Annotated in this window: 21 protein-coding genes; 11 read left to right on the top strand and 10 right to left on the bottom strand. The window is 72.6% G+C overall.

Features of this window, described 5'->3' with window-relative positions:
• Together L1785_RS13290 and L1785_RS13285 are read right to left on the bottom strand one after the other, a co-directional pair.
• Positions 1-571, bottom strand: a 571-nt coding sequence (locus L1785_RS13290) for a hypothetical protein (RefSeq protein ID WP_236089747.1), incomplete at its 3' end; no start/stop codon positions are given.
• Positions 572-691: 120 nt separating this feature from the next.
• Entirely contained in the window at positions 692-1,558 is an 867-nt protein-coding gene (locus L1785_RS13285; RefSeq protein WP_236089746.1) for an alpha/beta fold hydrolase, read from the bottom strand.
• 69 nt (positions 1,559-1,627) lie between these two features.
• On the opposite strand from L1785_RS13285, the gene L1785_RS13280 reads away from it, so the two are divergent.
• Complete coding sequence (locus L1785_RS13280; RefSeq protein ID WP_236089745.1) at positions 1,628-2,239, top strand: TetR/AcrR family transcriptional regulator; 612 nt, start codon at positions 1,628-1,630, stop codon at positions 2,237-2,239.
• Positions 2,240-2,246: 7 nt separating this feature from the next.
• Here L1785_RS13280 and L1785_RS13275 read toward each other — a convergent pair whose 3' ends face one another.
• Positions 2,247-3,137 (bottom strand): aminoglycoside phosphotransferase family protein, encoded by an 891-nt coding sequence (locus tag L1785_RS13275; RefSeq protein ID WP_236089744.1) that lies wholly within the window; start codon positions 3,135-3,137, stop codon positions 2,247-2,249.
• Positions 3,138-3,473: 336 nt separating this feature from the next.
• Here L1785_RS13275 and L1785_RS13270 point away from each other — a divergent pair, with 336 nt between their 5' ends.
• Positions 3,474-3,830, top strand: a complete 357-nt coding sequence (locus L1785_RS13270; RefSeq protein WP_236089743.1) for a helix-turn-helix domain-containing protein — start codon at positions 3,474-3,476, stop codon at positions 3,828-3,830.
• A 209-nt stretch (positions 3,831-4,039) separates the two neighbouring features.
• Here the strand turns inward: L1785_RS13270 and L1785_RS13265 are convergent, their stop codons facing one another.
• Complete coding sequence (locus L1785_RS13265) at positions 4,040-4,720, bottom strand: NUDIX hydrolase (protein ID WP_236089742.1); 681 nt, start codon at positions 4,718-4,720, stop codon at positions 4,040-4,042.
• Between the two features lie 85 nt (positions 4,721-4,805).
• Entirely contained in the window at positions 4,806-6,263 is a 1,458-nt protein-coding gene (gene guaB1 / locus L1785_RS13260) for a GMP reductase (protein ID WP_236089741.1), read from the bottom strand.
• A 180-nt stretch (positions 6,264-6,443) separates the two neighbouring features.
• Between guaB1 and dxs the strand changes: the two genes are divergently transcribed.
• Positions 6,444-8,333: a 1-deoxy-D-xylulose-5-phosphate synthase gene (gene dxs / locus L1785_RS13255; protein WP_236089740.1), complete on the top strand. Its 1,890-nt coding sequence runs from the start codon at positions 6,444-6,446 to the stop codon at positions 8,331-8,333.
• Between the two features lie 25 nt (positions 8,334-8,358).
• Here the strand turns inward: dxs and L1785_RS13250 are convergent, their stop codons facing one another.
• The gene (locus tag L1785_RS13250) at positions 8,359-8,838 is read right to left on the bottom strand and encodes a MarR family winged helix-turn-helix transcriptional regulator (RefSeq protein WP_236089739.1); all 480 of its coding nucleotides are present in this window, start codon (positions 8,836-8,838) and stop codon (positions 8,359-8,361) included.
• A gap of 84 nt (positions 8,839-8,922) precedes the next feature.
• On the opposite strand from L1785_RS13250, the gene L1785_RS13245 reads away from it, so the two are divergent.
• The 6 genes from L1785_RS13245 to L1785_RS23235 are packed head-to-tail and all read left to right on the top strand — an operon-like array spanning position 8,923 to position 16,129.
• The gene (locus L1785_RS13245) at positions 8,923-10,320 is read left to right on the top strand and encodes an MFS transporter (protein WP_236089738.1); all 1,398 of its coding nucleotides are present in this window, start codon (positions 8,923-8,925) and stop codon (positions 10,318-10,320) included.
• 13 nt (positions 10,321-10,333) lie between these two features.
• Positions 10,334-11,695, top strand: coding sequence for a cytochrome ubiquinol oxidase subunit I (locus L1785_RS13240; protein ID WP_236089737.1), 1,362 nt, complete (start codon positions 10,334-10,336; stop codon positions 11,693-11,695).
• A complete protein-coding gene (locus L1785_RS13235) occupies positions 11,692-12,720 on the top strand; it encodes a cytochrome d ubiquinol oxidase subunit II (protein WP_236089736.1) in 1,029 nt (342 codons plus the stop codon). The genes L1785_RS13240 and L1785_RS13235 overlap by 4 nt, the downstream gene beginning before the upstream one ends.
• Entirely contained in the window at positions 12,698-12,946 is a 249-nt protein-coding gene (locus L1785_RS13230; RefSeq protein ID WP_236089735.1) for a hypothetical protein, read from the top strand. Before L1785_RS13235 ends, L1785_RS13230 begins: the two co-directional genes overlap by 23 nt.
• Positions 12,918-14,600 carry an ATP-binding cassette domain-containing protein gene (locus L1785_RS13225; protein WP_236089734.1) on the top strand — a complete coding sequence of 561 codons (1,683 nt, stop codon included), beginning with the start codon at positions 12,918-12,920 and terminating at the stop codon, positions 14,598-14,600. Before L1785_RS13230 ends, L1785_RS13225 begins: the two co-directional genes overlap by 29 nt.
• Positions 14,597-16,129, top strand: a complete 1,533-nt coding sequence (locus tag L1785_RS23235; protein ID WP_236089733.1) for an ATP-binding cassette domain-containing protein — start codon at positions 14,597-14,599, stop codon at positions 16,127-16,129. Before L1785_RS13225 ends, L1785_RS23235 begins: the two co-directional genes overlap by 4 nt.
• 38 nt (positions 16,130-16,167) lie before the next feature.
• Here L1785_RS23235 and L1785_RS13215 read toward each other — a convergent pair whose 3' ends face one another.
• The 3 genes from L1785_RS13215 to L1785_RS13205 form a co-directional block, all read right to left on the bottom strand.
• A complete protein-coding gene (locus L1785_RS13215; protein WP_236089732.1) occupies positions 16,168-16,572 on the bottom strand; it encodes a type II toxin-antitoxin system VapC family toxin in 405 nt (134 codons plus the stop codon).
• 1 nt (position 16,573) lies between these two features.
• Positions 16,574-16,849, bottom strand: coding sequence for a type II toxin-antitoxin system Phd/YefM family antitoxin (locus L1785_RS13210; RefSeq protein WP_236089731.1), 276 nt, complete (start codon positions 16,847-16,849; stop codon positions 16,574-16,576).
• A 177-nt stretch (positions 16,850-17,026) separates the two neighbouring features.
• Positions 17,027-18,109 carry a carboxylate-amine ligase gene (locus tag L1785_RS13205; RefSeq protein ID WP_236089730.1) on the bottom strand — a complete coding sequence of 361 codons (1,083 nt, stop codon included), beginning with the start codon at positions 18,107-18,109 and terminating at the stop codon, positions 17,027-17,029.
• A gap of 257 nt (positions 18,110-18,366) precedes the next feature.
• On the opposite strand from L1785_RS13205, the gene L1785_RS13200 reads away from it, so the two are divergent.
• Positions 18,367-19,005: an HAD family hydrolase gene (locus L1785_RS13200; RefSeq protein WP_236089729.1), complete on the top strand. Its 639-nt coding sequence runs from the start codon at positions 18,367-18,369 to the stop codon at positions 19,003-19,005.
• A 400-nt stretch (positions 19,006-19,405) separates the two neighbouring features.
• On the opposite strand, the gene L1785_RS13195 is transcribed toward L1785_RS13200, so the two are convergent.
• Positions 19,406-20,038: an MSMEG_1061 family FMN-dependent PPOX-type flavoprotein gene (locus L1785_RS13195; RefSeq protein WP_236089728.1), complete on the bottom strand. Its 633-nt coding sequence runs from the start codon at positions 20,036-20,038 to the stop codon at positions 19,406-19,408.
• Positions 20,039-20,164: 126 nt separating this feature from the next.
• Here L1785_RS13195 and L1785_RS13190 point away from each other — a divergent pair, with 126 nt between their 5' ends.
• Positions 20,165-22,390, top strand: coding sequence for a DEAD/DEAH box helicase (locus L1785_RS13190; RefSeq protein WP_236089727.1), 2,226 nt, complete (start codon positions 20,165-20,167; stop codon positions 22,388-22,390).
• Position 22,391: the final 1 nt, after the last annotated feature.

Genomic DNA, 22,391 nt, shown 5'->3' with positions numbered 1-22,391 from the left:
GGGGGGGGGGCGCCGCGCGGCCCCCGGGGGGCGCCCGGGCGGGGGGGGCGGGGCCCCCGACCAGGAGCGCGACGGCGGTGACCACGAGGACGAGGCCCGTCGCGAGGCCCGTCGCGGCCTGGCCGTCGCCGCGCACGAGGCGGACGACCGGTCCGGCCGTGAGTGCGACCGCCACGCCGGCGATCGCGGCGTGGTAGAGGAGCGGGACCTGCAGCGCCTCCGCGAGGAGGAAGCCGTGCAGGGCGGTCCCCACCGCGACGATCACCGGGACGCTCGTCGCGCGGCCGTTGCGGGAGGCGTACCCCGCGATCAGGCGGAACAGCCCGGCGTGCAGCGCAAGGGCGAGCAGGTAGAAGCTGACGGCCCCGGCGTCGAGCACCGTGGGCCCGGACCATGTGCGCGCGACTGTGCCGCCCGCCACCACCGTGACGACGCCGGCGCCCGCGGTCAGCGCCCAGACGAGCGGCCGCCAGAGCCGGGCCGCGTGCGGCGACGCCCAGGCGAACCAGAGCGTTCCGAGGAAGCCGAGTGCTGTCGCGGCCGTGGCCGCGTCACGAAGGTGCTCCGCCATGTGTCCCCCCTGGACGATCCGGCACGAAACGGACACCATGGTAATGGACTGGCAAAGTAATTTGGCTGCTCTGTGATATTTCGTCCGTGATTCACCCGGTGGGCCCGCGCCCGGCGAGGCTCAGCTCGTGGCCGGGTGGAGCGACGACGTCACGTGCTCCACGATCATCGCGCGAACTTCCGGTGCGTCGAGAACCCGGTTGTGCCCCAGCCCGGACGTGACCACCAGGCGGCTACCCGGGTGTGCCGCATGGAGGCGGTGGGCGTGGGCGTGCGTCACCTCGCGGTCGCCGGCGTCGTGGACGAAGAGGGTGGGCACGGCCTCCGGAGCCGGGTTGAGCAGCAGGTCGAAGCGGGTCCGCGGGTCGGGCTCGCCGGGGAACGCGCCGCTCGAGATCCGGCGGGCGAGCGGTTCGCGAAGCCGGTCGGGCAGGCCGACGGCGCCGGCGAAGCTGCTGGTCAGGTGGTCGAAGCCGGGCACCGCCGCGACGGCGGTGAAGTTGCGCGCCGGCAGGCCTTCGTGCAGGGCGACGCCTGCCGCGAACGCGCCGAACGAGTGGCCCACGACGGCGGCGAGACCAGCGGGCCGGTCGGCGATCCGGTTCAGGATCTCGAGGTGGTCGAGGATCGTGGTCGTCCTGCCCGCGGAGCTGCCGTGGGCCACGCCGTCGAAGGCGAGGACCTGGAGGCCGGCCGCCTCGAGGTCGGCGGTCAGGGCGGCGAACCGTGACGCGCGCGACTTCCAGCCGTGGACCAGAAGCACCGGGGGAGCGGCCGGGTCGCCCCAGGCGTACGTGACGACCTCGTGGCCGCGCACGTGCAGCGTGCCGCGGCGTGCGCGCTCGTGCACGGCGCGGTCCTGATCGCGCACGCGGCCGGGCGGCCCGACCCGGCGGAACGCCGCGAAGGCGGCCTCGACCGCCAGCGGCGGCGCGACAGTGGCGAGCGTGCGGAAACCGGCGCGCACGGCGGCGTGGACGCGGGGCATGGGGACCTCCTTGATCGGAAAACTGTACGACCGTTCGCACACTATACGAACGGTCGTACACTTGTCATCATGTCTTCATCCACCGTCGACGGTCGTCGGGTCCGCGGTGACCGCACCCGCCGCGCCGTCCTCGACCGCGCCGTCCAGGAAGCCTCCGTGCGCGGCCTCGACGCGCTGAGTCTGGGCGGCCTCGCGGCGGCCGCCCCCGTGAACAAGAGCGGAATCGCGGGGCTCTTCGGGAGCAAGGAGAAGCTGCAGCTCGCCGCGGTGGAGCGCGCGTGGGAGATCTACGCGGAGACCGTCGTCGAGCCGGCACGGGCCGCGCCCGCCGGCCTGCCGCGTCTGCTGGCCCTGGTCGAGACCTGGATCGCGTACTCGCGCGGCCGCGTCTTCGAGGGTGGCTGCTTCTTCCGCACCGTCTCCGTGGAGTTCGACGGGCGGCAGGGCCTCGTGCGCGACGCGATCGTCGCGGCCCAGCGCGACTGGGACTCGTACCTGCGGCACCACGTGGAGGTCGCCCTGGCGGACGGCGCACTGCCCGCCGGCACCGACCCCGACCAGGTCGTGTTCGAGGTGACCGCGATGCTGGAGGGGGCGAACGACCGCTCGCTCCTGTACGGCGACGACGCCGTGTACGAGCGGGCGGCGCGCGGGATCCGGGCCGTGCTCGGGCGGTCCTGAACCCCCGTCAGCCGAAGAGCTGCTCCAGCGTGTGCTCGCCCACGCGGGCCATCAGGGGGTGCTCGTCCGGGAACGAGAGGAGCACCGCTGAGTACAGCAGCGCCCAGCCCTCGGCTCGGTCCCACATGCCCGCGTCCCAGCCGCGGCCGTCGCGTGCGACGGCGTCCACCGTCGCGCGGAAGATCTTCCGGCCCTCGGCGTCGAAGGTGAGCCACGCGGTGCCGAGGTCGCTCGCGGGGTCGCCGCTGGTGACGTCGCCGAAGTCGATGATGGCGGCGAGCCGGTCGCCGTCGACCACGAGGTTGCCCGGGTGCGGGTCGCCGTGCAGCCAGACGGGCTCGCCGTCGTACGCGGGGGCCTCGAGCACCTTGGTCCACAGGGCGCGGGCGGGCTCGTGCAGGTGCTCCGGGAGATGGTGGAGCCGCTCCGCGAAGGCCTCCGACCGCACGTACAGCGGGATGCCGCGGAACCGGTTCTCGGGCGCGTCGGCGGGCGCCGGCCGGTGCAGGGCGACGAACGCGTGCGCCAGGTCGGCGGCCCACGGGGTGCGGGCGGCCGCGGGGACGGCCGCGGCGACCGTCCCGCCGACCCACGGCACCACGCTCCAGGCCCAGGGGTAGCCGAGCGCCTCGCTCGGCGCCCCGGTGCGCACCGGCAGCGGTGTCGGCACGGGCAGGCGCGGGGCGAGCACCGGCAGCACGACCTGCTCGTTGACGACGAGCCGGGCTGCGATCTCGCGCCGGGGCAGCCGCAGTGCCAGGTCGTCGCCCGCGCGCACGATGACGTTGTCCCAGCCGTTCGCCACGATCTCGAGCCGGAGACCGGCCAGGTCGGGGTGCTGCTCGGTGAGCAGGGCGCGGGCGAGGTCGACTGTCACGTCGAGGTCAGCGGCAACCACGGGGAACCTCCACAGGGGTTGGGCAAGCGATCGAGCCTACAGCGGCCAGCCGTCGGAGGCCTGGCAGCGGCCCGAAGCCGGAGGCTGAGCGCGTCAGGGCGGTCTTGCGGCGGTCTTGCGGCCGGCCGGCTGGCGGCTGGCTGGCGGCCGGACAAGCGATCCGGCCGCAGGGCCTGGACACGTCTGTTCGGGGGTGCCGCCCCTGACTGGGCACGTTTGCGCCCTCTGATCGTGCGCAACGCAGGCTGAACTGTTCGGGAGCGCCGGTCTGCCGTGCTCCTCCAGCCTTGTGGACGGACCCGAGCGTCGTCGCTCCGGCTGTCCCAGGCTGGACGCATGGTGCGAACGAACTACGACCCGCTGGACCGCGACCCGATCTTCGACGGCGAGACCGATCCAGACCTCGACGACGACCTCCCCGTCATCGTGCCCCGGCCCGCTCCGCGGCTCTACGTCGACGGGCTCGCACGGGTGACTGCCGCGGCGGTCCGGCTCGAGGCGGCGCGGCGCGACCTCAGCCAGGCGCAGCTGGCCACCGAGCTCGGGCTCTCGCGGGCGGCTGTGTCCGACCGGTTCCGGGGCAAGACGGCCTGGACGCTCGACCAGGTCGGACTGCTGGCGCAGCTCTTCGGGTGCGACGCGAAGGTGCTCGTCGAGGAGCCGCGGCGACCACCGGCCGCGCGCGTGTGGTGAACGGTCAGGGAAGCGCGAATCGGCGCGGGCTCCGCCGATCACCCATCGGCTGGGATGCCACCCACGAACAGAAGACATCCGAGGGCAGTCCAGACATCCGACGGCTGTCTCCGGGCGGAGGGCACGAACATCGAGGGCGTCCGCAGGCGCAGGGTGCCGTCCGCGGGCGGACGGCCCGGGGCGCCGACAGGGCATCGGCGCGGCGGAGGTCAGAGCTCCAGCTCGAGCCCGCGGTCCCACGGCTCGGTCCACCCGAGCTGGTCGAACAGCGCGTCGAGGACTCCGGCCGTGAACCCCCACACGAGGTGCTCGGTGCCCTCGGCACGGGCAAGGAACCCCGGACCGCGGTACGTGCGCGCCGAACGCCGCACGACGACGGTGCGGCGGTTTGCGGGGTCGAGCAGGTCGGCCACCGGCTGGCGGAACACGTGCGAGGACTCGGCCACGTCCACCACCCGCACGGGCGTGGGCCGCGCCCACCAGCCGAGAACGGGTGTCACCAGGTGGTTCGACACCGGCATCGGCAGCGGGTCGAACGTGCCGAGCACCTCGACGCCGCCCGCGTCCAGTCCCGTCTCCTCGACCGCCTCGCGCAGCGCGGCCTCGACGGCGTCCTCGCCCGGGTCGGCCCGCCCGCCGGGAAACGCCACCTGCCCGGCGTGGCTGCGCAGGGTGGCTGCCCGGGCCAGGAGCAGGACGTCGAGGTCGTGCGACACCGCCTTGGCCTGCGCCTCGTGGTCGCTCGGCAGCCCGTCGAGCACGCCGAACAGCACGAGCACCGATGCGGGCCGCGCATCGTCGGTGAACGCGCCGCGCGCGTGCTTCCACGGCCCCTCGAAACCGCGAGCCGCCAGGTCGAACAACTGCGAGCGGGCGGAGGATGACGTCACGTCCTGACCTTAGTCGAAGCAGGTTCGCCGACGGCCCGACCGAGCCACCTCAGGGGCGCTACGCACGGCGACCACCACGCACGTGTCACCAGGACGTGGCGACCGGCATGCCCTCCTGGTACCCGGCGGCGGACTGCACTCCGACCACGGCACGGTCGGCGAACTCGGCCAGGGTGCGCGCCCCGGCGTACGTGCAGGAGGACCGCAGGCCGGACATGATCTCGTCGAGCAGGTCCTCGACGCCGGGCCGTTGCGGGTCGAGGTACATCTTCCCGGTGGAGATGCCCTCCTCGTAGAGAGCCTTGCGGGCCCGGTCGAAGGCCGTGCCGGCGCGGGCGGTACGGGCCGCGACGGCACGCGCGGACGCCATGCCGAACGAGTCCTTGTAGAGGCGGCCGGAGCCGTCCTCGCGCAGGTCGCCCGGCGACTCGTGGGTGCCCGCGAACCAGGACCCCACCATCACCTGGGACGCGCCCGCAGCGAGCGCGAGGGCGACGTCGCGGGGGTGGCGGACACCGCCGTCGGCCCACACGTGCTTACCGAGCTCGCGTGCCGCGGCCGCGCACTCGAGCACGGCCGAGAACTGGGGCCGGCCGACCCCGGTCTGCATGCGGGTGGTGCACATGGCGCCCGGGCCCACGCCCACCTTGAGGATGTCGGCGCCGGCGGCGACGAGGTCGCGCACGCCCTCGGCGGTCACGACGTTGCCCGCCACGACCGGCACCTCCGGGTTGACGGAGCGCACGGCGTCGAGCGCCTGCAGCATCTTGGCCTGGTGCCCGTGGGCGGTGTCGACCACGAGCACGTCCACGCCGGCGGCGAGCAGGTCCTTGGTCTTGGCGGCGACGTCGCCGTTGATCCCGACGGCGGCGCCGACCCGCAGCGAGCCCGCCGCGTCGACGGCCGGGGTGTAGATCGAGGAGCGCAACGCGCCCTTGCGCGTCAGGACGCCCGCGAGGCGGCCGTGCCGCACCACGGGCGCCACCGACAGGCGCGCGGCGTGCAGGATGTCGAAGGCGTGCTCCAGGCCCTCGGCCCCGCGCCCGTCCAGGATGTGCGCGTCCAGGACGAGCGGGTCGCTGGACATGACCTGGCGCACCTGGGTGAAGCGGTCGACGTCGAGGCAGTCGGCCTCGGTGACCACACCGACAGGCCGGTCGTCCTCGACGACGACGGCTGCCCCGTGGGCGCGCTTGCCGAGCAGGGTCAGGACGCTGTGCACGGTGTCGTGCGGGGAGACCACGACCGGCGTCTCGATGACGGGGTCCTTCGACTTCACGTCGGCGACCACCGCGGCGACGACCTCGACCGGCACGTCCTGCGGGAGGATCACGATCCCGCCACGGCGGGCCACCGTCTCAGCCATGCGCCGCCCCGCGACGGCCGTCATGTTCGCCACCACGATCGGGATCGTGGTGCCTGTGCCGTCGTCGGTCGAGAGGTCCACGTCGAACCGTGACGTCACGTCGGAGCGGGACGGGACGAGGAAGACGTCTCCGTAGGTGAGGTCGGTGGTGGGGGTCTGCCCCGTCAGAAAACGCACATGTCTCATCCTAGGAAGGTTTTCTGACGAAACATATGGCCTCGGCCACAATCGTGTGGAGGAACCTCCAAGGCGCCGTGACGGTGGCATCCTGAAGTGTGACCCGCCGTTAAGGTGGGCCGACGCGCGCGGGGCGGGCAACCGACGTCGGGCGCACCGGGAACCAGGAAGGACGTAGGCATGGGTCTGCTGAGCGACATCCGCTCGCCCGAGGACGTCCGGGCGCTCACGCCCGGGCAGATGCCCGAGCTGGCGGAGGAGATCCGGCGCTTCCTCGTCGGGAGCGTCTCGCGCACCGGCGGTCACCTCGGGCCGAACCTCGGCGTCGTCGAGCTGACGATCGCGATGCACCGCGTCTTCGAGTCGCCGAAGGACACCTTCGTCTTCGACACCGGCCACCAGTCCTACGTGCACAAGCTGCTCACCGGTCGCCAGGACTTCTCCGCCCTGCGCAAGCGCGGGGGGCTGTCGGGCTACCCCAGCCGCGCCGAGTCCGAGCACGACGTCGTCGAGAACTCCCACGCGTCCACCGCCCTGTCCTGGGCCGACGGCATCGCCAAGGCCAACGTGGTGCGGGGCCGCGACGACCGGCACGTCGTCGCCGTCATCGGTGACGGCGCCCTGACCGGCGGCATGGCCTGGGAGGCCCTCAACAACATCGCCGAGGGGCACGACCGCCGCCTCGTCATCGTCGTCAACGACAACGGCCGTTCCTACTCGCCGACGATCGGCGGCCTCGCGAACCACCTCGACACCCTGCGTACCACGCAGGGCTATGAGGCCTTCCTCGACTGGGGCAAGCGCGCCCTGTTCCGCTCCGGACCGCCCGGGCGCTTCGCGCACCGCTGGCTCCATGGGCTGAAGAAGGGCCTCAAGGACGTCGTCGCGCCGCAGGGCATGTTCGAGGACCTGGGCCTGAAGTACGTCGGCCCCGTCGACGGGCACGACGTCGCCGCGCTCGAGCACGCCCTGAGCCGCGCCAAGTCGTACGGCGCGCCCGTGATCGTGCACGCGATCACCGAGAAGGGCCGCGGCTACACGCCCGCCGAGCAGGACGTCGCCGACCGCTTCCACGCCGTCGGCGTCATCCACCCCGAGACCGGCCTGCCGGTGGCGCCGTCGCGCTTCGGCTGGACGTCCGTCTTCGCGGACGAGATCGTCGCGATCGGCCGTCGTCGGCCCGACGTCGTCGCGATCACCGCGGCGATGCTCCACCCCGTGGGCCTCGCGCCGTTCGCGGAGGAGTTCCCCGAGCGGACGTTCGACGTCGGCATCGCCGAGCAGCACGCCGCCACCTCCGCCGCAGGCATGGCGTTCGCCGGGCTGCACCCCGTCGTCGCCGTCTACGCCACCTTCCTCAACCGCGCCTTCGACCAGGTCCTCATGGACGTCGCCCTGCACCGCGCGGGCGTCACGTTCGTGCTCGACCGCGCCGGCATCACCGGCGAGGACGGCGCCTCCCACAACGGCATGTGGGACATGGCGATGCTGCGCATCGTCCCGGGGCTGCGCCTCGCAGCGCCCCGCGACGAGGCCACGCTCCGCGCGGCACTGCGGACAGCCGTCGACGTCGACGACGCCCCCACCGTCGTGCGCTACCCGAAGGGCGCGCTCGTCTCCGGCATCCCGGCCGTGGAGGAGCTCGACGGCGTCGACGTCATCGCGCGGCACACGGGCAAGAAGTCCGACGGCGGAGCGCGGCGCGTGCTCGTCGTCGGAGTGGGCTCCATGGCGACGACCGCCCTCGAGACCGGCGAGGCGCTCGCGGCGCACGGCGTCGACGTGACGGTCGCGTCGCCGACCTGGGTGCTGCCCGTTCCCGCCGCTCTCGTGAAGCTCGCCGGCGAGCACGACCTCGTCGTGACGGTCGAGGACGGCGTCGTCGACGGCGGCGTCGGGTCCATGATCGCGCAGCGCGCGGGGGAGCAGGGCATCCTGACGCCCCAGGTGCACGTCGGCCTGCCCGTGGAGTTCCTCGACCACGCGAGCATCGACCACATCCGCACCACCCGGCGGATGACGGCCGCAGACGCGACCCGCGACGCGCTGGCGGCGCTCGCGCTGCTCTGATCCCGGGGTGCGGGTGCCGCGCCCGCTACTCCGCCCGTGCGCCTGACCGGCCGGACGTCGCCGGTCGCGCTTCGACGAGCCCGGACTCGATCGCGCGGAGCAAGGAGAGCGCGGCCTCCAGGTCGTCCCCGTCGCCGCCGGCCGCCTCCGACACCGCGCGGCCCCATTCCTGCCGAACGAGCCTGTAGTTACGGTTGCCGCGCTCGGTCGCGCTGACGGTCACGTAGCGGCGATCCCGCGGCGACGTGCTCCGCTCCACCAGGCCCTTGCTCTCCAGGCTACGGAGCACGACCGACAGGTTCGTCCGCTGCAGCCCCGTCTCCGCGGCCAGCTCGGTCGGCGTGGACTCGTCGACGTGCTGCAGGCGGCGCATCACCGTGCCCTCTGACGGCGAGAGGCCGACCGCGTCCGGGTCGGTGTAGCCACGGAACTGGATCTCGCGTGCGATGCGCAGCACGAGGTCGGCGAGCTCGGACCAGGGCTCCGGCGTCGAGTGGGTGGTCATGGCGTCAGCCTACTTGTCATCCCATACTTATGGAGCAATACTTGCCTACTAATACTGATGACACCATAAATGTTAGGAGCTGCCATGAGCTTCGTGTTCGTGCTGCTGGCGGGCGCCTTCCTTCCCATCGCCGACTTCTTCATCGTCAACGTCGCGCTCCCTACCATCGACGTGGACCTGGGAGCGTCACCTGCTTCGCTCGAGCTCGTCGTCTCCGTGTACGGGATCGCCTACGCGGCGATGCTCGTCCTCGGCGGCCGGCTCGGAGACCGCTACGGGCGCCACACGCTGTTCCGGCTCGGCCTGGCGGGCTTCGTCCTCGCTTCCCTCGCGTGCGGCATGGCGCCGACCATCGGCTTCCTCGTCGCGGCCCGGCTCGTCCAGGGTGTGACGGCCGCAGCCCTCGTGCCACAGGTTCTGGCCACCTTCCACACCGCCCTCGAAGGACCGCGGAAGGTTCGCGCTCTCGCGCTCTACGGAGCGACGTCGGGCATCGCCGCGGTCGTCGGACAGCTGGCAGGCGGGCTGCTCGTCAGCGCCGACATCGCAGGGCTGTCCTGGCGCCCGATCTTCCTCGTCAATGTCCCGATCGGGCTCGCCGCGCTGATAGCGGCGCGCATCGTCCCGGCCAACAGGTCTCCGTACCCGGTCGCGATCGACCTCGTCGGCACGACGCTCTTCGCGGCGACGCTCACCGCGCTCCTCCTGCCCCTGACCGAGGGGCAGGCCAGCGGATGGCCGTCCTGGACCTGGCTGTCGCTGGCGGCTGCCGTCTTTCTCGCGGTCGTCACCGTGGCCGTCGCCGAGCGTGCTGAGACCGCCGGGCATGTTCCCCTGCTGCCGCCGTCGCTCCTGAAGCTGCCGTCGATGCGCAAGGGCCTGACGATGATCGGCCTCTACAGCATCGGGTTCGGCGCCTTCATGTTCGTCTTCGCGCTGGTGGTCCAGGACGGACTCCGCAACGACGCGCTGGAGGGCGGGCTCTCGATCCTTCCGATGGCCGTCTTCTTCTTCCTCGGCTCGGTGTTCAGCACGCGGCTGATCGATCGGTTCGGACGCGGCGCGATGGCTGTCGGCGGGACGATCCAGGCCGCTGGTCTGGCCGCGCTCATCCTCGTGGTGACCACTGGATGGCCGGACGTGAGCCTCTGGTCGCTCGCCCTCCCGCTGGTCCTGGTCGGGGGCGGCCAGTCCATGCTGTTCTCCGGCCTGTTCCGTGTCGTCCTGACGGACGTCCCGGCGCACCTGGGTGGGGTGGGCAGCGGCGTGCTCATCACCGTCCAGCAGGCAAGTCTCGCGCTCGGGGTGGCCACCCTCGGGACCGTCTACGTGACGATGTCGACGACAAGCGTTCCGGCCGCGTTCGCCACCGCGATCGGCACCCAGCTGGCGATCGTCGCCCTCCTGGTCGCAACACTGCGCATCCTGCCTCGATTCACCTCGACAACGTCGGCCGCGCAGCCGACGCCCGTCGAGGTCTGAAGGGGGACGGACGATGAGTCTTCTGGATCTCTCACGATGGCAGTTCGCCGTCACGGTCATGTTCCACATGACCTTCCCCGCGATCACGGTCGGACTGTCGATCCTGCTCTCGGTCGTCTACGGGATGTACTGGCGCACGAGGAACCCGGTGCTCCTCCAGGTCTTCCGCTTCTGGCGACGGATCTTCGCTGTCGGCTTCGCGATCGGCGTTGTCGCGGGCGCCGTGGTCACCTTCGAGATGGGGATGAACTGGGGCCAGTACGGAGCGAGGACCGGCGCGATCATCGGCCCCATCATCGGCATGGAGGTCGTGACCGCCTTCTTCGTCGAAGCGGGCTTCATCGGGGTGCTGCTCTACGGGGACGGTCGCGTCAAGGAACGCACCATGTTCATCGCCACCGTCATGGTCTCGGTGGGCACGTTGCTCTCGTCCACGTGGATCATCGCCGCGAACTCGTGGATGCAGACGCCGGCCGGCTACGACCTCGTCGACGGATACTTCGAGCCCGTCGACTGGTGGCGGATCATCTTCAACCCGTCGTTCATCTGGCGGTGGCCGCACATGGTCGTGGCCGTGCTGATCTCGGCAAGCTTCTTCGTGGCGGGCATCTCCGCCTGGTACCTGCGCAGGGGCCGCGCCCTCGAATTCGCACGGCGGTCCTTGTCCGTCGCGCTCGGCATCGCTGCCGTCCTGATGCCGCTGCAGCTGTTCCTCGGCGACTCGGTCTCGGGTGCGGTGCTCGGCACACAGCTCTCGAAGCTCGAGGCGATCGAAGGCAACTGGGAAGGCGGGAACACGGGCTTCGTGCTCTTCGCGATCCCGGACCAGCAGGCCGAGGCGAACATCGCCCAGCTCGACATCCCGTGCCTCGGCAGCTTCATCGCGAAGGACCTGACCTGCCAGACCGGCGTGCCGGGCCTGTCGATGACCGATGCGGCAGACCGGCCCGACATGGCGGCGACCTTCTGGGGCTTCCGCAGCATGTTCCTGGCCGCCGTCCTCATGTTCGCCCTGGCGTTCACCGCCACCGTCCTGAGGTTCCGTGACCGGCTCTGGACCGCGTACAGGTTCCATCGCGTCCTGCTCTGGACGACGCCGGCCGGCATCCTCGCGATCCTGGGCGGATGGGTCACGGCCGAGGCCGGGCGACAGCCCTGGGTGGTGTTCGGGCTGCTCAGGACCGACGACGCCGTGTCGCACCTCGCGCCCGGCGCGGTGCTGTTCTCCGTGGCCGGCTTCATCGTCCTGTACGTCGTCATGCTCGCGGCCTATGTCGCGTACATCGTGCACTGCGTCCGGGTCGGCCCCGAACGCGACGACCCGCGCCTCCTCGTCGACCCGGTCCACGCCGCTGACCACGAGGTCGCACGATGATGCCCACGCTCTGGTTCTGCGTCGTCCTGCTCTGCTTCCTCATGTACCTCGTCCTCGACGGGTACGACCTCGGCCTCGGCATCGCCACGCTCCTCGAGCGGCGCCCGGACCGTCGCCGGGACATGGTCGAGGTGGTCGCCGTCGCCTGGGACGGGAACGAGACCTGGCTGATCCTGCTGGGCGTCTCCCTCTGGGCAGGCTTCCCCGCCGCGTTCGGCACGCTCCTGCCCCACGTGTACCTTCCGCTGGTCGTCATGCTGTTCGGCCTGATCGTGCGCGGCGTCTCCGTCGAGATGGCGTCGCAGCGCCCCGAGTCATCGGGATGGGTGAGTGCCTTCGGATGGGCCTCGCTCGTCACCGCCGGCGCGCAGGGGTTCGCACTGGGGGCACTCGGATCCCCGGTGGAGACGACGAGCCGGGCCCCCACCTGGTTCGCGGTGGTGTGCGCGGTCCTTCTCGCTCTCGTGCACATCGCGGCCGGGTATGCCCACGCGGTGCGGAAGTTCACCGGTGAGCTCCAGGCGTCTGCTGCCGCTCGCGGGCGGACGAGCCTGATCGCGGGTGCTGTCCTGTTCGTCGCCGTCGTCTCGACGATGCAGGCGACTGCGGCTCCGCTGGACCTGGCGACCCCCGCGCGAGCCGCGGCGTTCACCGGCCTCCTCCTGTTCACCGTCGCCGGGGTCGTCACAGCCGTGGTGGCCTTCGGAACGGCGTCCCGGAGCGTGGTCGCGGAGAAGGTGCCCTCCGTCGCGCTCGCGGTTTCGGTCGTCGCCGGCGTACTGGCCTTGCTCGCTGCTCACTACCCGACGGTCGGCGCCGGGTTCGACCTCGCTTCGGCGGCCGGCCCGCACAACACCATGACGTTCCTGCTGGTCGGAGTCGGCCTGAACATCCCGCTCGTCCTGGGCTACAACCTGTTCGCCCACCACGCCTTCAGGGGGAAGGCGGAACGGCACGGTCACCTCCCGACCGGGCACCCGAGTCCGGAAGGACGGCGCGTAAATGAGCACGAAGCCACGCACTGACGACACCACGGCGCCCGCGAGGTTCACGAGGGTGATCCTGACGACCGTGAAGGCCGTCGTCTGCACGGTTCTCTGCATCGTCGCGTACTGCGTCTCGCAGGGCATGCTCGGCGGCTACCCCCAGTTCCACTCGTACCTCCTGACGACGTCGGGCATGGTGGCGCTCTGCATCACGGCGGGCGTCGCGTGGGTCGTCGATGAACGCCGGCACCGTGGCGACGACTGATGCCGACGTCGGTGTCCGGGCTCGGCGGCTCTTCCGGGCGAGCGCGTCGATGCGCGTCATGTCGTCGGTCGCCGCACTGGCACGCTGGGCCGGAGTCGCGCTCGTCGTCAGCGCAATCGTCGCCGGCTCGCCCGGCGAAGCATTCCGCGGCATCCTTGTCGTCGCCATCGCGGCGCTGGTCGTCGTTCTCGCCGACGGTGGGGCCGAGCACTTCCGCGACCTCGGTCGCCGGGAGGTCGCCGACCACGCCCGGTCCCGGCTGAGCGCGACGCTGCTCCCACGCGACTCTCGGCCCAGGACCGTGGCGGCCTCGGACGCTGCCCTGGCGGTGGTGGACCTGGTCGACGACATCGCCGACCATCACGCCTCGATCGGCCCTCTCCGACGTTCCGCACCGGCAGAGATGCTGCTCGTCCTCCTTCTCGCCGCCGCACTCCACTGGCCGGCGGCGATCGTGCTGGCGTTGTCGTCAGCGCTCCTGCCCCTCAACCTGCGTCTGGCCGGTCTCTTCGCACGGGACGGCGCGGACGAACGACAGCAGGCGGCGGCACGGCTGAGCACGACCGTTCTCGACAGCTTCCGCGGCATGAGCACGCTGAGGACTCTCGGCGCGGTCGCTCGTCGGCGACACGCCGTCGAAGCGGCGTCCGACGAGCTCGGGAGGTCGACGACGGACATCCTGCGGCGGGCGTTCCTCTCCGGGCTCGTCATGGACGTGGTCATCACCTTCTCGATCGCGGTCAACGCCACGTACATCGGCGAAACACTGCTGGGGTACCTGCACGTCGGGTCCTCGCAACCGTTGACCCTGTTCTCCGGGCTCCTGATCCTTCTCGCCTGCCCGATGTACTTCACGCCGATGCGAACGCTGGCCGCAAGCTTCCACGACAAGGAACGCGCGGAAGCTGCAGCGCGCGTGCTCGCCGGGTTCTCCGCCGCCGACGCGAACGAGCCGCCGCGCACGGTGCCCCGGGCATCCGTGTCCGGCGCGCCCCGGATCCGGCTGCGTGGGGTGACCTTCCGCTACCCGGACGCTCCCGAGGACGTCGTGGCGGGCGACCTCACCCTTGCCGCGGGCACCTGGTCGGCGATCGTCGGAGCGTCGGGGAGCGGGAAGAGCACGATCCTCTCGCTCGTCGCCGGCACGAAGGCTCCGACGTCGGGGTCGGTGCAGTGGCAGTTCGGCGACACGGCTGTTGATCCACGGCCCGGCGTCCACGTCTGGCTCGGTCAGGCCACCGTGATCGTGGACGGTTCGATCCGCGAGAACATCACGATCGCTGCCCCCACGGCCGGCCAGAGCGACATCGACCATGCCGTCCACGTCTCCGGGCTGGAGCAGGTGATCGCCCGACTGCCCGACGGCCTCGACACGACGCTCGGCGAGCGCGGCCACGGCATCTCCACAGGGGAGGCGCGCCGCGTGGCGATCGCACGCGCAGTGCTGCAGGACTCCCCGCTCTGGATCCTCGACGAGCCGACCGCGCACCTCGACGAGGAATCGGAGCGCCGCGTCATCGACGCCCTCCGCCGCGCCACCCGGGGCCGGACCGTCGTCGTGGCCACGCACTCGGACGGCGTCGTCCACGCCGCCGAGGACGCCTACCGGATCGACGGCGGCACGCTGGCACCCCTCTCGAGGGTGACAGCGTGAGCCGACGTGATCGCCTGGCGGTCCCGGTCGGTCTCGCCGTGGCCGTGGTCGCCGAGCTCTGCTCCAGCGGGCTGATCGCCTACTCCGGCTGGTTCATCACGGCTTGCGCGATCGCGGGGGCGACCACGTTCAGCACCTTCTCGTACGTGGCGCCGAGCGGAGGCATCCGAACCCTCGCGCTCGGTCGGGTCGCCGCCGGGTACGGGCAACGCCTGCTGCTGCACACGGCTGCCCTGCGGCGCGTGACCGAACAGCGACTCGCGTACTTCTCGCGGCTGGGCGCGATGTCGAGCGCAGAGGCCGACGCCTGGTCGGGCGCGTCACTCGACAAGGCCATGGCCGACGCCGACAGCGCCGGGATGGACCTGGTCAGGGGAACCGGCCCGGTCGTCTCCGGTGTGGGCACTCTGATCGCCACGGGCCTCGCAGCCATGGTCGCGGGCTCGCCGGCCGCCGGTCTCATCCTTCTCGGCGGGTACGTCCTCACGCTCACGGTCGCCGTCCTCGTCGCCCGAGCAGCGCACGCCGGGGACGAGGAGGACGCGCGCCGGCAGGTTCGAACCGAGGTCGTGACGATCGTCGACGCCTGGGACGAGATGGTCTCCATCGGAGCGGTGGAGGTGCTGGCCGATCGCTTCCGAGCGCGCGTCGCCAGGCTCGAGTCCGCGCGCCTGCGACGCCGGTCCAGGCGGTCGTCGGCACGTGCCCTGGTCGACCTGCTGGTGGTCGGCACCGTCGTGGCGGTGCTCGCGGCGTGCGCGTCGCGGGGGATGAGCGGGCCCGCCATCGCACTCGTCTCGCTGTGGGCGATCGGGACGATGAGCACGGCGTCCCAGCTCCAGGCGGGAATCGAGGCGCGCGGCGACGGCGCGGCCGCGCGCAGTCGACTGGCTCGGACGGATGCCGAGCCGTCGCTCGTCAGCCCGGTCGAGGTCCATGTGGACGACGCAAGAGTCGCGTTCGACGGATACGCGCTGCCCACCATGCCGTTCCGCCCGGCACGCGAGGTGCGGGGGGAGGTCGGACGCGGTGACGTCATGGTCATCACAGGCCACTCCGGAGCAGGCAAGAGCACGTTGCTCCGTGCCCTCGCGTCACGGGCCGAGGAGCTGCCTGCTGGCCGTCGTCCTCGGACGGTCCTGGTGGCCGCCGACGAGTACATCTTCTCGGGGACGGTCGCAGACAACCTGCGACTCGGCGACCCCGACCTGACCGACAAGGGCATCCGCGTATACCTGGAGTCGCTTGATCTCGTCCGGGCGGGCATCGAGCCGGAGACGACGGTTGGCTCCGGCGGTCGCGAGCTCTCCGGAGGAGAGGTGCATCGGCTCGCCATCGCACGAGCACTTGCCGTGCGCCCGGACATCCTCCTGGTCGACGAGCCGACCGCATCGCTCGACGAGGCGACGGGTGCCCGAGTACTGGATCTCCTGCGGGGACAGCGGGAGACCTTCGTTCTGCTCGCGATGCATTCGCTCCCGAGCACGTGGCGCTCGACGCCCGGAGTCATCGAGCTCCGCCTCGACTGACGGTGGGGTCGGGTCAATGCTGGCGCGGTCCGCGCGCGTCAGGAGGGCGCCACCACCGGCAGGCCGAGCATCGTCGCGGCCTCCGCGAGCCGCTTGTCGTACGTGACGAACGCGTCGAGAGCATCGCCCAGCTCGAGCGCCGAGGCCAGGTGGATCGCGTCCAGCGACCGGAGCTCGGGTGGCCCGAGCCGCGAGGCCGCGGCGAAGGTGTCCTGGCTCACCTCGCCGATCGTGAGCGACCTGATGAGGTGTCGGGCGTCGGCCATCGCTTCCGGGTCCTTGCGGGCGATCGTCCGTAGCAGCTCAGTGCGTGACAGGTCGCAGGTCACGGTCAAGGTGGCACCGTCCTGCTCGCGAATCCACGCGCGGAGCCCCGCGCTCTCAGGCTCCCACACGACGAGCTTGACGAGCGCTGCGGTGTCGAAGTAGGCGCACGTCTGCATCTCAGTACCGCTCCTCGTCGCGCATGGCGAGCAGGATCTCGGTGGCCGTCGGACCGCCGGTCCGGTCGGGCCGCGACGGAGGCAGCTCGCCAAGCCCGCGCATGGTGCCGCGCCGCCGCGCCGCTGCGACGAGACGCTCGAGCGGGTCGTCCGGGATCGGGACGAGCAGCGCGACGGGCCGCCCACGGTCGGTAATCGTGATCGTCTCGCCGGCAGCCGCCTGCGCGACGACAGCCGAGGCATTCTGCTTGAGCGCGCGGATCCCGAGAACGGTCATGTGCTACACCGTAGAACATCGCGATGCCGGCCGCCGGACGAAGTCTCTACCTCGCCGCACGGACCGTCCCGGTGGCCCGACGAAGCGACTACTTCGGCCAGGAAGCCGTGCCGAGGTAGCCACTCCGTCCGGCCACCCCGAGCTCCGTCCGGCCACCAGCAGGTGCCCGTGGGAGTGTCACGCCAGAAGCGCGTCCGCCGCCCGGCGCGCGACGGCGCCGAGGTCGCCGCCGGAGTCCGCGGCCCACGAGCGCTGCCGCGACGCCCCGTCGCCGGAGGACCACAGCGCGCCGAGCAGGTCGGTGACGGCGTCGAGGTCGCCGGCGTCCACGAGGGCGTCGCGGATGTGCTCGACGAGCGCGCCGACGACGTCGTGCGCGGGGGCGAGCCGCCACGTGCGGGGGTCGACCAGGCCGCCGGACAGCCCCGAGCGGCCCGCCCGCCAGTGGGCGGCGCGCAGCAGCTCGGGCGGGGCGTCGGGCAGCGGGGCGCCGTCGGCTGCCGCTCGGGCCGCGGTCTCGACGATCCCGCGGGCGAGCCCGGCCAGCAGCGTCGCGGTGCCGACGGCGAGGCACTCGTCGGCCACGCGGATCTCGACGGTGGGGTACCGGGCGGAGAGCCGGGCGTCGAAGTAGATCATCGCGGGGTCGAGGATGGTGCCCGTCGCGAGGAGTGCGTCGACGGTCGCGTGGTAAGCCTCCGGCGTGCCGAACGTCCGCGTGGGTCCCGTCGTTGGCCAGCGGGCCCAGACCTGGGACCGGAAGCTCGCGTAGCCGGAGTCGTGGCCCTGCCAGAACGGGGAGTTCGCCGACAGGGCGAGCAGCGGCGCCAGCCAGGGCCCGATGCGGTCGAGCACCGCCACGCCCTCGGCGTCGTCGGCGACCGCAACGTGCACGTGGCAGCCGCAGGTGAGCTGCTCGCGGGCCGTGAGCCCGAACTCCGCCCCGATGGCCAGGTAGCGCCGCGTGCTCATCGGGATGCCTACGAACGGCAGGGGGGACGTGGCGAGGGCGGCCACGCGCGCGCCGGCCCGGTTCGCGGCGGCCTGAGCGCCCGCGCGGCCCGCGCGGATCGCCGCGTCGAGGTCGGTGAGCGACGCGTGCGGCGCGGTCGCCGTCTCGATCTGCTCCTCCATGAACTCGGCCACGAGCGGCCCGTCCCCGTCCTGCACCGCGTCCAGGATCACCTGGGCCTTCGTCGTCGGGGCGCCATCGGAGTCGACCAGGAGCAGCTCTTCCTCCACGCCGATCGTCCGCGTCACCACGGCAGTCTCACACGCTCCGTGGGTGCTGGCGCGGGGGCGTGCCGGGCAACCGCACCGCCGTCGGACCGCGCGTCAGAGCGTCCCCGCGCCATGGCGGAGCGGGTCGCAGCGCTGCTCGGCGGCTGAGCGTCAGTGCGTCGTCAGCCCGTAGGCCCGTAACTGGTCGCGGACCTGCTCGTTGCCCGCGCCAGGCGGTGGCAGGCCCGGCCGGACGGCGCTCCCGCCGGACCGGCGGGGCCGCTACTCTCACCCGCGTGATCTGGCTCTTCGACCTTGACAACACGCTCGTCGACCGGGACGGCGCCTTCCGGGCCTGGGCGGTGGAGACGGTCGCGGCTCACGACGGCGGTCCGTCCGACCTCGCCGCGATCCTCGAGGCCGACGGCGGCGGGTTCGCACCGAAGGACGCCGTGGCAGCCACGGTGCGCGACGTGCTCGGCCGTGCCACGCCCGTGGAGCGGCTGATCGAGGAGATGCGCGCCGGGATCCGGCGGCACATCGTGCTCTACCCGGGCGTGACGGACCTCCTCGCCGAGCTGCGTGCGGGCGGCGACCCGGTCGGGATCGTCACGAACGGCGTCAGCCACCAGCAGCGCGGCAAGATCGAGCGGACGGGCCTCGACCGGCTCGTGGACACCGTCGTCGTCTCCGAGGAGGTGGGTGTCGCCAAGCCCGATCCGCGGCCGGTGGAGATCGCGCTCGAGCGCCTCGGCGGGACGGCGGCGGACGCGTGGATGATCGGCGACGCCGCGCACGCGGACGTCGCGGCCGGGCGCGCCGCCGGTACCCGCACGGGATGGGTCGCCCACGGCCGCGCGTGGGCAGGAGAGGGCGCCCCCGACGTCATCGGGCCGACGACGCCCGACGTGGTGGACCAGGCCCGCGCCTCCTGAGGCGCCGGCTCGGGGCGACGCCGGCGCAGGCGTCACTCGATGCCGGTTCACGCCTGAGCCTGCGGTTCCGCTGCGGGCGGGATCCTTGCTTCGCTGCGGACCCACCCTGCGCTGCACCTCCGGCTCACTCGATGCCGGTTCACGCCTGAGCCTGCGGTTCCGCTGCGGGCGGGATCCTTGCTTCGCTGCGGACCCACCCTGCGCTGCACCTCCGGCTCACTCGATGCCGGTTCACGCCTGAGCCTGCGGTTCCGCTGCGGGCGGGATCCTTGCTTCGCTGCGGACCCACCCTGCGCTGCACCTCCGGCTCACTCGATGCCGGTTCACGCCTGAGCCTGCGGTTCCGCTGCGGGCGGGATCCTTGCTTCGCTGCGGACCCACCCTGCGCTGCACCTCCGGCTCACTCGTAGATCTTCTCCGCGTAGGCCGGGCCGTAGTACGCGTCCAGCGTCTCGAGCGTGTCGCCCGGCCGCTCCAGGGTCTGCGAGATGACCGCGCGGCGGGGCGCGGCGTCGGGCTCCCACGCCTCGTGCTCCCAGGCCTTCGACCGCAGGAACGCCTTGGAGCAGTGGTAGAAGACCTCGTCCACGGCGATCTCGAGGCCGATCGCCGGGACGTGCCGGCGCACCTGGAGCTCTCCGAGCCACGGGGCGTCGCGCACGATCCGGGCCCGCCCGTTGACACGCAGCGTGTCGCCGCGGCCGGGAATGAGGAAGATCAGGCCGACGTGCGGGTTCGCGAGCAGGTTGTGGAAGCCGTCGGCGCGGCGGTTGCCGGGGCGCTCGGGGAGGCCGATCGTCGAGTCGTCCAGCACGACGGCGAGCGAGCCGGCCGGGTCGCCCTTCGGCGAGACGTCGAGGTTGCCCTCGGCGTCCGACGTCGCGACGAGGCACAGGGGCGACGCCGCGAGCCACTGCCGGTCGAGCTCGTGCAGCGCCGGGCGCACCTTGCCGCGGGCCGCGGCGAGCGGCCGGCCGACCACCTCCTCGAGCTCGGCGACGGACGTGACGGTCACTCCTCCGTGGCTGGTCATGCCGCCAACCTACCCGTCCGCCGGGCCGCGGCGACGGCCTCGGTCCCGGCCGGGTCATCTCTGTGCAGCCCGGGGCAACCCGCTGGAAACCGGCATGTCAGACGTTCCCGGTACGCTGCCTGGCCGATGACTCCTTCACCCGCCTGGAAGCCCGCCGCGGCGCGCCGCGTGGTCGCCGAGGCGACCGCCCGGCTCGACGACGCCCGGCTCCTGCTGTCCGCCGACGCCCCGTTGCGCGACCGGGTCCGCGACGCGTACGGCGCGACGCGCGAGGTGCGGATCCGGGGCGAGCTGCGGGCCGTCCCGGTCGAGGCGCTCGCCGAGGTGCGCCCGCGGCTGCGGGTCTCCGTCCTTGAGAAGGCGGGCTTCCACACCGTCACGCAGGTCCTCGTCGCGGGCACCGAGCGCCTCACCGCCGCCGGGATCGGGGACGGCACGGCGCGCCAGGCGGTCGCCGCGGCGCGCACCCTGGAGGAGCAGGCGGACCGTGACCTGCGGTTCCGCATCGACGTCGACCCCGACGACCCGTACGCGACCGTACTGGTCCAGGCCCTGTACGCGTTCCGGGTCTCCACCGCGGCGCGGTACCGGTGGTTCGACCTCGCGCAGCGCCTCGTCGACGGCCTCCCGCCGCACCTGGACGCCGCGGGCCTCGCCGCGAGCCGCCTGCGGCGCCTCTTCGCCCCGGCCTCGCGGCGGAGCGAGTCGTTCGCCGCGGTCTCGGCGCTCGCGGCGGTCCTCGGCGAAGACGCAGTGCCGGACGGCGGACGCGCGCCCGCGACCGTCGCCGACGCGGGCACCGCGGGACTTGCCGCGTCCGCGCGCGAGGTGCGCTCCGCCGTCGGCCAGCCTCCCGAGGCCGCCGACGTGTGGGCCGACTTCGAGCGGCGCTCCGCCGAGTACTACGGGCTGCTGAGCCAGGTCGTCGACCTGGGCGACGACCACGAGGCCGCCGAGGGTGGCCTGCCCGCGGACGTGGTGCGACGCGTCGAGGCCCAGCCGCTGGACCGGTCCCTGCTGCGCGCCTCCCTGCGCGGGTACCAGGTGTTCGGCGCGCGGTACGCCCTGGTGCAGCGCCGCACGATCCTCGGCGACGAGATGGGCCTCGGCAAGACGATGCAGTCCATCGCGACCATGGCGCACCTGACGGCGACCACCGAAGGCCCCGCGCACCACCTCGTGGTGTGCCCGGCGAGCGTCGTCACGAACTGGGCGCGCGAGGTGGAGCAGCACTCGGCGCTGCCCGCCGTCGTCATGCACGGCGCCGACCGCGACGACGCCGCCGCGCGCTGGGCCGCCGAGGGCGGCGTGGGCGTGACCACGTTCGAGGTGCTCGGGCGGCTGCCCTTCGACCCGGCGCTGCGGCCCGCGCTGCTCGTGGTCGACGAGGCGCACTACGTGAAGAACCCCGAGACGATCCGGGGCCGGACCGTACGGGCCTGGTCGGACCGGGCCGAGCGCGTCCTGTTCCTGTCCGGCACCCCGATGGAGAACAAGGTCGCGGAGTTCAAGGCGATGGTCGGCTACCTGCAGCCCGAGGTGGCCCGGCAGCTCGACGCGCAGGCAGGGCTGTCGGGCGCCAAGGCGTTCCGGCGGATCGTCGCGCCCGTCTACCTGCGGCGCAACCAGGAGGACGTGCTCACCGAGCTGCCGGGGCTCGTGCAGGTGGAGGAGTGGGAGCAGTTCGGGCCGGCCGACGGCGCCGCCTACCGGGCCGCCGTCGAGGCGGGCAACTTCATGGCGATGCGCCGCGCCGCGTTCGACGTGGCCGACGCCGACGACTCCGCCAAGCTGCGGCGGCTGCGCGAGCTCGTCGAGGAGGCCGTGGCGAACGGGCGGCGCGTCATCGTGTTCTCGTACTTCCTGACCGTGCTCGAGCAGGTCATGGGCGTGCTGGGGGAGCAGGCGGTGGGGCCGCTCACGGGCTCTGTGCCCGTCCCGGAGCGGCAGGCGATGGTCGACCGGCTCGCCGAGCCCGACGGGCCGCGCGTGCTCGTCAGCCAGATCACCGCGGGCGGCGTCGGCCTCAACGTCCAGGCGGCGTCCGTGGTGATCTTCTGCGAGCCGCAGGTCAAGCCCACCATCGAGGCGCAGGCCGTGGCGCGGGCGCACCGCATGGGGCAGACGCGGACCGTGCAGGTGCACCGCCTGCTCGTCGAGCGCTCCGTGGACCAGCGGATGATGGAGATCCTCGGGTCCAAGGCGGCGCTGTTCGAGGAGTTCGCGCGGCAGTCCGAGATCTCCGACACGTCGTCGGCAGCGGTGGACGTCGCCGAGCCGTCGCTCGCCCGGACGATCCTCGCCGAGGAGCAGGAACGGCTCGGGCGCGAGGCGGTCGCGGCGGCGCGATGAC

The sequence above is a fragment of the Antribacter soli genome (assembly GCF_021568775.1).
Lineage (GTDB): Bacteria > Actinomycetota > Actinomycetes > Actinomycetales > Cellulomonadaceae > Antribacter > Antribacter soli.
The sequence above is the reverse complement of the archived record's forward strand: the minus strand, read 5'-3'. Positions and strand labels throughout refer to the sequence as shown.